At 31.6% G+C, this 12662-nt stretch carries 14 protein-coding genes and 1 pseudogene; 11 read left to right on the top strand and 4 right to left on the bottom strand.

Annotated elements, in window-relative coordinates; genetic code table 11:
• The coding region (locus tag WBQ70_RS09760) for an alpha/beta fold hydrolase (protein WP_423913472.1) at positions 1-469 on the bottom strand (469 nt) is incomplete at its 3' end.
• A 77-nt stretch (positions 470-546) separates the two neighbouring features.
• Positions 547-1260: a pyridoxine 5'-phosphate synthase gene (locus WBQ70_RS09765; RefSeq protein WP_423913474.1), complete on the bottom strand. Its 714-nt coding sequence runs from the start codon at positions 1258-1260 to the stop codon at positions 547-549.
• Positions 1261-1378: 118 nt separating this feature from the next.
• Here WBQ70_RS09765 and WBQ70_RS09770 point away from each other — a divergent pair, with 118 nt between their 5' ends.
• From WBQ70_RS09770 to murI, 8 genes are all read left to right on the top strand, one after another.
• Positions 1379-2035: a CBS domain-containing protein gene (locus WBQ70_RS09770; protein ID WP_423913477.1), complete on the top strand. Its 657-nt coding sequence runs from the start codon at positions 1379-1381 to the stop codon at positions 2033-2035.
• A gap of 53 nt (positions 2036-2088) precedes the next feature.
• Positions 2089-2973, top strand: coding sequence for an NAD kinase (locus WBQ70_RS09775; protein ID WP_423913479.1), 885 nt, complete (start codon positions 2089-2091; stop codon positions 2971-2973).
• Between the two features lie 211 nt (positions 2974-3184).
• The gene (locus WBQ70_RS09780; protein WP_423913481.1) at positions 3185-3838 is read left to right on the top strand and encodes a DUF6089 family protein; all 654 of its coding nucleotides are present in this window, start codon (positions 3185-3187) and stop codon (positions 3836-3838) included.
• 4 nt (positions 3839-3842) lie between these two features.
• Positions 3843-4583, top strand: a complete 741-nt coding sequence (locus WBQ70_RS09785) for an isoprenyl transferase (RefSeq protein ID WP_423913483.1) — start codon at positions 3843-3845, stop codon at positions 4581-4583.
• A gap of 7 nt (positions 4584-4590) precedes the next feature.
• Positions 4591-7287 (top strand): BamA/OMP85 family outer membrane protein, encoded by a 2697-nt coding sequence (locus tag WBQ70_RS09790; RefSeq protein WP_423913485.1) that lies wholly within the window; start codon positions 4591-4593, stop codon positions 7285-7287.
• A gap of 31 nt (positions 7288-7318) precedes the next feature.
• Positions 7319-8518: an OmpH family outer membrane protein gene (locus WBQ70_RS09795; RefSeq protein ID WP_423913487.1), complete on the top strand. Its 1200-nt coding sequence runs from the start codon at positions 7319-7321 to the stop codon at positions 8516-8518.
• 32 nt (positions 8519-8550) lie between these two features.
• Positions 8551-9051: an OmpH family outer membrane protein gene (locus tag WBQ70_RS09800; RefSeq protein WP_423913489.1), complete on the top strand. Its 501-nt coding sequence runs from the start codon at positions 8551-8553 to the stop codon at positions 9049-9051.
• Between the two features lie 112 nt (positions 9052-9163).
• Positions 9164-9940, top strand: coding sequence for a glutamate racemase (gene murI / locus WBQ70_RS09805; RefSeq protein ID WP_423913502.1), 777 nt, complete (start codon positions 9164-9166; stop codon positions 9938-9940).
• A gap of 6 nt (positions 9941-9946) precedes the next feature.
• On the opposite strand, the gene WBQ70_RS09810 is transcribed toward murI, so the two are convergent.
• A complete protein-coding gene (locus WBQ70_RS09810) occupies positions 9947-10390 on the bottom strand; it encodes an exosortase F system-associated membrane protein (protein ID WP_423913492.1) in 444 nt (147 codons plus the stop codon).
• Positions 10359-10916 carry an exosortase family protein XrtF gene (gene xrtF, locus WBQ70_RS09815; RefSeq protein ID WP_423913494.1) on the bottom strand — a complete coding sequence of 186 codons (558 nt, stop codon included), beginning with the start codon at positions 10914-10916 and terminating at the stop codon, positions 10359-10361. Before xrtF ends, WBQ70_RS09810 begins: the two co-directional genes overlap by 32 nt.
• 80 nt (positions 10917-10996) lie before the next feature.
• Here xrtF and WBQ70_RS09820 point away from each other — a divergent pair, with 80 nt between their 5' ends.
• The 3 genes and pseudogenes from WBQ70_RS09820 to WBQ70_RS09830 all read left to right on the top strand — a co-directional run.
• Positions 10997-11452, top strand: a complete 456-nt coding sequence (locus tag WBQ70_RS09820; RefSeq protein ID WP_423913497.1) for a GAF domain-containing protein — start codon at positions 10997-10999, stop codon at positions 11450-11452.
• Positions 11453-11486: 34 nt separating this feature from the next.
• Positions 11487-12431, top strand: a complete 945-nt coding sequence (locus tag WBQ70_RS09825; protein ID WP_423913500.1) for an energy transducer TonB — start codon at positions 11487-11489, stop codon at positions 12429-12431.
• A gap of 113 nt (positions 12432-12544) precedes the next feature.
• A pseudogene (locus tag WBQ70_RS09830) lies at positions 12545-12662 on the top strand (30S ribosomal protein S15); the annotation flags it as partial.

Below are 12662 nucleotides of genomic sequence, written 5' to 3' on the forward strand. Positions count from 1 at the left end.
TCAAAAATTGACGTGTACCAAAATCGGTGATAAAATTACCGATGATTTCTTCGACCTCACTACGGCTTGGTTTTTTAGAAAAATCAACAGCGTTTAATCCTGCCAAAATGGTTTGATGGTGTTGTGGGTAAAACTTAGGTCCAATGTCTGCAACGATTAACTTACTAACCATTTCTGGATACGTCGATGCGAAAAGCATGGCTGTTTTTCCTCCCATTGAATGACCGATTATATCGACTTGGTTGAGATTGTGACCATGACAATAATCATAAATATCTTTTACCATGAATTCATAATTAAAATCAGTTGATTGTAAACTACGTCCGTGATTGCGTAGGTCTAACATATGCACTTGAAAACCTTCGGAAGCGAATTGCGTTCCTAGTGTTTTCCAGTTGTCAGACATTCCTAAAAAACCGTGAAGTATTAAAAGTGGTTTTCCTTCTCCTTCTATTTTTGAATAAAGCATTTAGATTAAGGATTTTAGATTAGGGATTTTAGATTTCAAATTAGAACTTAAATCGCAAAATCATTTTATTTATAAAACTATTTTAATTTTTGCAAATACATATTAACCACATTGTCGAGTCCTAAATACAAGGCTTCGGAAATTAAGGCATGACCAATGGAAACTTCGAGTAATCCTGGGATATGTTTTTTAAAAAATTGAATGTTATCCAAACTCAAATCGTGACCTGCGTTGATTCCTAAACCTAATTCATTAGCCAAAACGGCTGATTTCACGTAAGGATCAATTCCGTTTTCGTTCCCTAAACTATATTGATGTGCAAAAGCTTCTGTATATAATTCGATGCGGTCAGTTCCTGTTTTTTTGGCTCCTTCAATCATTTCTAGTATTGGATCAACAAAAATAGAGGTACGAATGCCGTTGCGTTGAAACTCTTGAATCATTTCAGTCAAATAGGCTTGGTTTTTAACCGTGTCCCAACCTGCAGACGAAGTAATCGCTCCAATGGCATCTGGCACTAATGTAACTTGCTCCGGCTTGCATTCTAAAACCAAATCAATGAAATTATGCTGTGGATTTCCCTCAATATTAAACTCAGTATACACAACTGATTTCAAGTCTCGAGCATCTTGATAACGGATGTGACGCTCATCAGGACGAGGATGAATGGTGATTCCTTGTCCTCCAAATTTCTGGATATCGGTTGCTACTTTTAATAAATCAGGAACATTTCCTCCACGTGCATTACGTAAAGTTGCTATTTTATTAATATTTACACTTAACTTTGTCATTGGAATACTTTTTGTTTATCTAGAATTACACCATATTTGCGACAAAAATACGAAGTAAAAGGTAGGTGTTTTTGCCTTTTTTTGATTATTTTGCATAAAATTAGAGGATTTATTTACGATGGAAATAACAGACTACATAACTACGGATTACAAAGCCATTGACTGTCAGGAAACTATCGAGACAGTGAAAGACTTTTTTGCAGAATTAAACTACTCGCATTTTCCTGTTTTGGATGAAGGAATCTACATAGGAAGTATTGCGGCTAATGACCTTGAAACTTTTGATGATGACAAAAAAATCATCGATTATAAGTACACACTAGAAGCTTTCTTTACAAGAACGAATTCTATCTGGCTTGAAGTTTTGGAAATTTTTGCTAAAAACCATAGTAATTTGATTCCAGTTTTAGACCAAGAGAATAACTATGTGGGCTATTATGAAATTGATGATATTATGAGTTTCTTTCATTTGACACCCTTTTTAAAAGAACCTGGTCAGATTATTAAAATAAAAAAAGGTGTTCTAGATTACTCTATGAGTCAAATTACTCAAATTGTAGAAAGCAATAACGGAAAACTTTTAGGATTATTCATCTCAGACGCCACTGTAGATAGTGTTGAATTGACTTTAAAAATAAGTCTTGGCGCTATAAACGAAATTATTCAATCTTTCAGAAGATACAATTACGAAATTACTTCTGAACATACTGAAGACAATTATATTAATAATCTAAAAGAACGTTCTGATTATTTAGATAAATATTTGAATATTTAATATCGTTTCAAAAACTCAAGACACTCAAACACAAACAAACGATTAGCAAACTAATGAAAATAGCCATTTACGGTCAATATTATCAAGATAGCACCGATCCAATCATCACCGAGATTCTAGAATTCTTTTCTAAAAACGAAGTCGAAATGGTCTTTGAATCGCATTATTTAGATATGCTCTTAGAGAAAAATATCATTAGTAAGAAATACGAAACTTTTTCATCTTATACTGATATTGACTCGAGTTTTTATATGCTAGTGAGCATTGGTGGTGATGGAACTATATTAAGAGCAGCCACTTTTATTAGAGAATCAGGCGTACCTATTTTGGGAATTAATGCTGGAAGATTAGGTTTTCTAGCAACGGTACAACAAGAAAACATTACTGATTTTTTACAAATCGTTATTGACAAAAAACACAGCCTCTCTAAAAGAACGCTGTTAAGCTTGTCTTGTTCTCCAACTAACGAAAGCCTTCAGGACATTAATTTTGCAATGAATGAGATTTCGGTAAGTCGGAAAGACACCACATCGATGATAACAATTGACACCTACCTAAATGGTGAATATTTGAATTCCTATTGGGCTGATGGCTTAATTATCTCTACTCCTACTGGATCGACTGGTTATAATTTGAGTTGTGGAGGTCCAATTTTAACTCCTGACGTGAACAGCCTTGTTATCACACCTATTTCCCCACATAATCTTAACGCACGACCATTAGTAATTCCTGATGAAACAGAAATCAGACTTAAGGTATCTGGTAGAGAAGAAAATTATTTAGTATCCTTAGATTCCAGAATTACATCTGTAGGAAATGAATCGATTTTAACGATTAAAAAAACACCTTTTCAAATTAATATGATTGAAATTCCTGAAGAAACATTCTTAAAAACACTTCGCTCAAAATTACTTTGGGGAGAAGATAAAAGAAATTAGATCCTTCTCTTTAACAATACCACGATACGAATTTAAGCTATTTACCGTTTTTTATTTAATATGAATTAAGAAAAAACGATGAAAAATGCTTAAAAACCAAATAAAAGACAGATTTAATCAATTCGATATTGTATCGAATCGATTATTATTATATTTGCACGCTATTTCAATTAAAATGATAAAAAAAACTAGCTTTATCTTGTGCTTTTTTATGAGCACTGCTCTCTTTTCTCAAATACATGAAGTAGGTGTATTTATTGGGGGCAGCAACTTCATTGGAGATGTAGGATCAACAACTTATATCGCTCCAAACAAGCTAGCATTTGGATTACTATACAAATGGAATAAAAGCCCAAGACATGCTTATAGGATTTCTTACACACAATCAAACCTAGATTCAAACGACCTAGATTCCAAGGAAACAAGCAGAAGCGGAAGAGGCTATCATTTTGAAAATAATATAAAAGAACTATCTTTAGGCCTTGAATTTAATTTTTTCGACTTCAATCTTCATGAATTTGGAAACAAAACAACCCCTTATGTTCATAGTGGTATAAACTATATAAGGTATAGTAGTATGTACTTCAATAATGGAAACAAAGAAGCGCAAGAAGATTCAAGACGCGCTTCGCTAGCAATACCAATAACTATTGGAATAAAAACTAAACTAAATCGAAGGTTCATATTAGCAATAGAAACTGGAGCAAGATATACTTTTGCCGACGATATAGATGGTAGTAAAGTTGCAAATGAGAATTTGAGTCAACTTAATTTTGGAAATATAAACAACAATGATTGGTATGTTTTTTCAGGGATTACATTAACGTATACCTTTGGCGAAAAACCATGCTATTGTGCAGATTAAAAAAATGAATTTACAAGACACTATAGATAAAGAAAGATTACCAAATCACGTAGCCATTATTATGGACGGTAACGGTCGTTGGGCAAAAAAACAGGGGTTTCTTAGAACTTTTGGTCACGAAAAAGGAACGGAATCTGTAAAAGAAGCCATTAAATCTTGCATTGAATTAGGTATAAAGAACCTAACACTATATGCTTTCTCTACTGAAAACTGGAACCGACCAAAATTAGAGGTAGACACCTTAATGACATTACTTGTAAAATCATTAAAAAAAGAATTAGCCACTTTAGAAGAGAATAAAATTCGATTAAACACTATTGGCAATTTCGAAAAACTTCCTACTACAGTACAAAAAGAGCTAGGTTCAGTCATTGAAAGAACTAAAAACAATGACAAGATGACTCTAACACTTGCTCTAAGTTATGGCTCTAGAGAGGAAATCGTGAGTGCTGTAAAATCAATAAGTGATAAAGTTAAAAATAATATAATTTCAATTGACTCTATTGACGATTCGATTATAAATGAGCATCTTTACACACATAATTTACCAGATGTAGATTTATTAATTCGTACTAGTGGAGAACATCGCATAAGTAATTTCTTATTATGGCAAATTGCCTATGCCGAATTATACTTCACCGACATACTATGGCCCGACTTTAAAAAAAATAATTTATTCGAGGCAATCATTAGTTATCAAAAAAGAGAACGCAGATTTGGAAAAACAAGTGAACAAATTAAATAATTTTTTAGTGTTAAATAAAAAAACAAAAGCAGTAATAACCTTTTTAATTCTGGTATGTTTTTCACAAGTCAAAGCTCAAGATAGAGTTCCATTTGACAAAGGAGAAAAATACATCATTGCAAAAGTTTCACTTACCAATAAAATAAGTTTTAACGAACAAACAGTTATTACTTTTGCAGGATTAGAAAAAGGTCAAACCATCACTGTTCCTGGAGAAGAAATCAGTAGCGCTATCAAAAAACTAGGAAAACTAGGGCTTTTTGATGAAATCTCATTTTATATCAATAAAATAGAAAACGATAGTATTTATCTTGACCTTGACATCAAAGAACTCCCTAAACTAAACGAAGTGAAATTTGTAGGAGTGAAAAAGAACAAAGTAGATGCTTTGATCAAAGACAATAGTCTTACACAAGGTAAAGTAGTCAACGAAAATCTGATTACAACAACCAAAAATTATATCGAAAATAAATATAAAAAAGATGGTTACTTTAACACTAAAGTAAACATCAATACTATTGTAGACACAACTGGAACCAATCAAGTAAATATGTTGGTTAGCATTGATAAAGGTGAGAAAATAAAGATTTATGAAATTGACTTTATAGGAAACACCAAAGTATCAGATAAAACCTTACGCAAGGCTATGAAAGATACAAAACAGAAAAATTTTATTCGAATTTTCAAGGCTTCTAAATTCATTAAATCAAAATACAAAGAAGATTTAGAAAAAGTAATTGCTTCGTACAAAGAAAAAGGATATCGTGATGCTAGAATCATATCCGATTCTGTAAAATATAACAAAGATAAAAATGCTTTATCTATTAAAGTAAATGTTGAAGAAGGTAACAAATATTACTTTGGAGACATTAAATTCTTAGGAAACACTGTTTACCCTGATCATTTTTTAAGCCGTATCATTGGGGTTAAAAAAGGAGAAACTTATAACGGGGTACTTCTTGAAAAAAGAATTGCTGACAAATCAAAACCTGATGGGGAAGACATTACTAACTTGTACCAAAATAACGGGTATTTGTTCTCAAACATCAATGCTGTTGAAGTAAAAACAGTAAACGATACTATTGATTTTGAAATAAGAATCAACGAAGGCCCATTAGCCTATTTTAATAAAATCACTGTAGTTGGTAATGATAAAACCAATGACCGTGTTATTTATAGAGAACTTAGAACTAAACCTGGAGAAAAATATAGTAAAGAATTATTAGTACGTACCATTCGTGAAATTGGTCAATTAGGATTCTTTGACCCTGAAGCTATTGACCCTAAATTTAAAAATGTAGATGCTGGAGCAGGTACTGTAGACATTGAATACAATCTTGTAGAAAAAGGATCTAGCCAAATCGAACTTCAAGGTGGATATGGTGGAGGTGGTTTCATTGGAACGTTAGGATTATCTTTCAATAATTTCTCTGCAAGAAATCTATTAAACAAACAAGCTTACAAACCGCTACCTATGGGAGATGGACAAAAAGTATCTCTTAGGTTACAAGCGAGTACTTATTTTCAAACCTATAGCCTTTCATTCTCTGAACCTTGGTTTGGACAAAAAAAGCCAGTACAATTTAGCACTTCCTTATCTTACAGTAAACAGTATTTAACAAATTATTACTCTGGAAGCTCAAACTCTGTAGACAAAGACAAAAGTTTTAACATCTTAACTTTGACCGTAGGCTTAGCCAAAAGACTGACTGTTCCAGATGACTTTTTTGTATTATCTCAAAGCATTAGTTACCAACACTATGATTTGAATAACTACAATACTGGTTTATTCACTTTTGGAAATGGAACGTCCCGAAATGTTGCATACACCGTTGGAATAACTCGTAATAATAAAGGGGTAAATCCAATTTTTCCAACTTATGGATCTGAGTTTAGCCTTACAGGGAAATTCTCCCTTCCTTACTCACTAATTAACGGTGTTAATTATGCTACTTTAGGAGATCAAAAAGAAAACAAATACATCTATGATGGTACTTCATACGAAGGAACAAATGGAGAAATTGTAAGTCCTGGAGATTATGTAGAAGCAATTCCAAGTTCTAAAAATCCAACACCAAACAAAGTTAATAGTTCTGAAGGCGCTGCAGCAGATCCTTCTAAAGTAGATCAAAAGAAATTTAATTGGTTAGAATATTACAAAATAAAATTCAAAGCAGACTGGTACACCAAAATTTATGGTAAATTAGTACTTCGAACATTAACTGAATTTGGTTTCTTAGGAGCATACAATCAAGACAGAGGCCTAATCCCTTTTGAACGCTTTTATGTAGGAGGAGACGGAATGGCAAATTATTCTATGGATGGTAGAGAAACAATACAACTAAGAGGATATCAAAACAATTCGTTAACACCAATAATTGAAGACAAAACTGATTCAAGGTTTGGACAACAAATTGGAGCAACAGTTTATAATAAATTCTCTATGGAATTACGTTATCCGATAACATTAAAAGCTGCAGCATCTATTTATGCCCTTGGATTTTTGGAAGCTGGTAATTCATTTGCTGATTTCAACACTTACAACCCATTTGCATTAAAACGCTCAGCTGGGGTTGGATTACGTATCTTTATGCCTGCATTTGGTTTATTAGGAATTGATTTCGGACATGGATTTGATGCTGCTACAGGTCAAACAGATATGAGTGGATGGCAAACACATTTCATTATTGGACAACAATTTTAAAAAAAACTTAATATTTCTAATATCTTAAGCTATGAGAAAACATTTTTTACTTTTATTTTTAGTTGTATTTACTTCTTCTGTCATCAATTCCCAAACAAGAGGGACAAAAATTGGTTATATAGATATGGAATATATTTTGCAAAATGTACCCAACTACATCGAAGCAAACAACCAGCTAGAACAAAAAGCTCAAAAATGGAAACAAGAAATAGAACTTAAAAAAAATGAAATTAACAAAATAAAAGAAGAGTTAAAAATAGAAAAAACTCTTCTTACCAAAAGTTTAATAGAAGAAAGAGAAAGCGAAATTAAATTTCTTGAAAATGAAACTTTAGAATTACAACAAATGAGATTTGGCCCAAACGGGAATCTTATGACTCAAAAAGCAGATTTAATAAAACCCATACAAGACCAAGTTTTTACAGCTATTCAAGACATTGCAGAAACTCAAAAATACGATTTTATTTTTGACAAAACATCAGATATGACCATGCTTTTTGCAGCAAAAAGATATGATATAAGCGATTTAATATTACGTATTATAAACCGTGCTGATAAAAGGGAACAATTATCAAAAAAACAACTTCAAGCAGAACTAGACAAGGAGCAAAAAGAAGATGCTATTGATGTAAATCCAAATTTAGTTGAAAGACAAAAAGCTTTAGATGCTCGAAAAGCGGAAAGAGACAAAATCCTAGAAGACAGAAAAATAGCAGCAGAACAAAAAAAACAAGAAGCAGAAGATAAACGAGCTCAAATATTAGCAGAGAGAGAAGCTAAGAAAAACGGAACTAGCATTCCTACTACCACTGGTACAGATGACGCAAAAGAAACAGCCAAAAACAAAATAGAAGATGCTAAAGAAAAACAAATAGAAGCTAATGCAAAAGCATTAGAAGATAGAAAAAAACTAGTTGAAGATAGAAAGGCAGAATTAGAAGCTAAAAGAAAACAAATTCTTGAAGATAGAGAAGCTCAAAAAAATGGCACGGTTTCTGAAACATCTAAAAAAATAGATACAAAAACTACTACTGCATCAAGTACTAGTAATGAGAATGCAAAACCTGAAATAACACCTACTAATACTGCTGATGACGCTAGAGCCAAAGCACTTGAGGAACGTACAAAAATAATAGAAGACCGTAAAAAAGCTATAGAAGAAAAAAGAGAAAAAGCACTACAGGTTAGAGATTCAATTAAAAAAGCACGAGAAACACAAATAAAACAATAAACTACATTAATTACTTAAATTTTTTAAAACCGATGAAACAGATTAAAACACTATTAATTGCTGCGATATTTATTTTAGGAGCAAATCAAGTTATGAATGCACAAGCAAAAACAGCTCATGTTGATGTTAGCGAAATCATGTCTAAAATGCCAGCAATGCTTGACGCACAAAAACAACTTGAAAAATTAAGCGCCACTTATGATACAGACTACAAAAAAATGGTTGAAGAATATCAAGGGAAATTAAAAAAGTATGAAGCAGAATCAGCTACAGTTACTGACGCTATAAACGGAGAACGTTCAAAAGAGGTTCAAGACATGCAAAAAAGAATTGTTGACTTTAGAGACAATGCTCAAAAAGAATTACAACAAAAAGAATCTGATATTGTAAAACCATTGATGGAAAAAGTAAGGGCATCAATCCAAAAAGTAGGTAAAGCTAAAGGATTCCAGTACGTACTTGATGGATCAACTCTTTTATTAGCTGACGGAACAAACCTTACTGCTGATGTGAAAAAAGATTTAGGATTCTAAAAACTTTTTTACAAAACATAGCAACCGTTTTATTTCAAATCATGAAATAAAACGGTTTTTTTTTGGAGAAAAATTTTAGGAAAATTAACGAAGAGCAGTTAACTTTGTTATGATGAACAATAACAAACCCATAGGTATATTCGACTCTGGAATAGGAGGAACTTCAATATGGAGAGAAATTCATCATTTATTACCTTCCGAAAAAACAATCTATCTTGCTGATAGCAAAAACGCCCCTTACGGACAAAAAACAAAACAAGAAATTATTGCTTTGTGCATAAAAAACACTGATTTGTTATTGCAAATGGATTGCAAATTAATTGTGGTAGCATGCAATACTGCAACAACAAATGCAATCAAAGAATTAAGAGATAAATACCCAATCCCTTTCATTGGAATTGAGCCCGCTATAAAACCTGCCGCTTTAAATTCTAAAACTCAAAAAATTGGAATTTTAGCTACTCAAGGAACGCTCATCAGTGAGTTATTTAATAAAACTGCCGAAAAATTCCAAACAACTAAAATCATAGAACAAGTAGGTCATGGTTTAGTGCAACTTATTGAAGGTGGAGAAATCAACTCCCCTGAAATGACGGAACTTCTTGAATCATACTTACAACCGATGATAGAGGCAGGTATTGACTACCTTGTATTAGGATGTAGCCATTACCCCTACTTAATTCCTCAGATAAAAAAAATTCTACCTGATCATATCCAAATCATTGATTCAGGACAAGCAGTAGCAAAACAAACTCAAAAAATGTTACAAAATGAAGTTGGTTTTTCAACTAAAAATGAAAACCAGCCCTTATTTTACACTAATACCAATCCATCAGTTTTAAAAGACATTATAGGCAAAGAATACGAAGTCAACAAATTGGATTTTTAACAAAAGCTATTTAGAAAATTTTTGATAAAAAAAGGCTGGAATAAACAATAAAACAAAAATGGGTTGAATCAAAAATCTACGGATATAAAAAAGTATTAAATTATTACTCGCTCCACAAAAATAAATGATTCCAAAAAAACAAATTACCAATAACACAAAGAACAATAGATAAAGTAAACTAACAAACCGAATCATTTCTGTTTGTTTAAAAACAACATACATTAAAACCAACGAAATAATCATATTCATTCCGTAACGAAATCCCAAACTCAAAAATAATTGAATCGAATTATACAAAGGCAAGGGTTGGTTATGGAAATCCCCTTCAAAATAACCAAGAAAAGGATCGTAGAACAATTCATGTTCAAATGCACGAATCATAGCAAACAAGAAAACCAAACAAAGTCCTAACAATATACTAACTTTGTTTTGGAGTATTATTTTTAACATATAATGAAAATTTAGCAATCCATATTATCCATAACACGAAAACAAAACCATAAATCAGCAAAGGAAAAAGAACACGATGTGAAAATTTTTCATACTCAGGAAAATAGTACAATAAGACACATAAAAGTGCGATTCTTATCACATTCAAAATATAAATAGCAACTGAACCCTTTAAAATAAATAGTATTGTCGTTTTTATTTTTCTTGAAAAAGAAACAATAAAAGCAATAAACAGAATAATAATACTAATTGCATTACACCCTTCAACCATTCGAGCAATGTATTTTTGTTTGTAAATAAGTTTAATAAATAAATCCGAAGTGTTTTTTTCTGTTTTGAAATCAATGGCAAACACACGCAATAAATCTTTACTATTATCAGCAACCAAAGTCGTTATACTATCTACTTCAGTGTCACCATAACGCTGCAAATAGCCTTGATAAACTAAAGTTAGCAAGATATAAGTCAAAAAGAACTTACCCAAAAAGACTAAAAAAGGTTTATAAAGAATAATGTATTTTCTCAAAAGTCATATATTTAATCCAAATTTAATACTTTTTAAAAAGGTACATTGAAATACTTTTGCATAAATCTAAAAATTAAAAAATGAACCTATCAGAACTTCATCATCCAATATCAACAATAATCAATAACAATACCCAAATAAGAGAAGAAAAACTCTTATCCATTTGCCACCTTTTAAACACTTCCATCTCCTATTATAACTGGGTTGGCTTTTATTTTGCAAATCACGAAATTCAAACCTTACACCTAGGTCCTTATGTAGGAGCCGAAACGGATCACACTGTTATCCCGTTCGGGAAAGGAATCTGTGGCCAAGTGGCAGTATCCAATGCTAACTTTGTTGTACCAGACGTGAGTGCTCAAGACAACTATATTGCTTGTAGCATTACGGTAAAATCGGAAATTGTTGTCCCTATTTTTGTTGACGGAATCAATATTGGTCAAATAGATATTGACAGCCATACTATCAATGCGTTTACTGTTGAAGATGAGCAATTTCTTGAATATGTTTGTAAAGAAATATCGTACGTGTATTAAATAACTTAATTTAGTTTTACGCAACCAACCAAATATGAAATCAAAATTAATTCTATTGCTACTGTTACTATCAATGGTAAACTACGCACAAAATGAAAATGACAAAATTATTTATTTTGATTCCATTTATAACCCTACCTCTCAAGGAAACCATGAATATTACAGAATAGTCAAAGATTATTATTTAAATTTAAAAGAATACAAAATACATGATTACTACAAAAATGACATCTTAAAAACAACGGCTACAATATCAAGGAAAAATAACGGTTCCTATATTGGGGAAAAAACAACTTATTATACAAATGGGAATAAAAAAAATATTACTAATTATATAAAAGGCGATCCAATTGGAAAAACATTAAATTATTACGAAAATGGAAATTTAAAAGATGAAGGAGAAAACACAGGGAATTACAATGAAACAGGAAAATACTACAAACTAAATCAATACTGGGACAAAAACAAGAATCATCTAATTATTAATGGAAATGGAATATACTATTTCAGTAATGACTCAGGTCTGACCGAAAAAGGAACATACAAAGACGGCTATAAAAATGGCATATTTGAAGGCAAAAACCTTAAAAAAGACACTTCATACAGAGAGGAATATGAAAACGGAAAATTCATAAAAGGCACAAGAACATTTGCGAACAATACAAAATCCAAATATTTTGTATTAGAGAAAAAATCCTTTGCTAAAAAAGGGATGCAACATTTTCACAATTTTATTGCGGCAAATTTCAATAACACTAAAGAGTCCATAAGTAATAATATTCAAGGAAAAATATACATCAAATTTATAGTTGACGAGAATGGAAAAATTACAGATCCAAAAATACTAAAAGGTCTTGGTTATGGTCTAGACGAAGAGGTGATAAGGGTATTATTGAAATATGAAAATTGGGTTCCTGGTGAACAAAGAGGAAAAAAAGTAAAATGTTCTTTCTCAATAGTTATAGCTGTTCCAAACTGACACAAAAAATAATCCGTAATTCGTAATTCATAATTCATAATTATTTTCTACTTTTGCACCCGTCTTACAATAACTGTAAAACATACATAAAAATCATTTAAAAAAATATTAGCATGTATTTAACTAAAGAAGGAAAAGCGGAAATTTTCGCTCAACACGGAGGAAAAGCAGACAACACTGGATCTGCTGAAGGACAAATCGCTTTGTTCTCATTCAGAATCAACCACTTGA

It is taken from the genome of Flavobacterium sp. (genome assembly GCF_049590715.1).
Taxonomy (GTDB): Bacteria; Bacteroidota; Bacteroidia; order Flavobacteriales; family Flavobacteriaceae; genus Flavobacterium.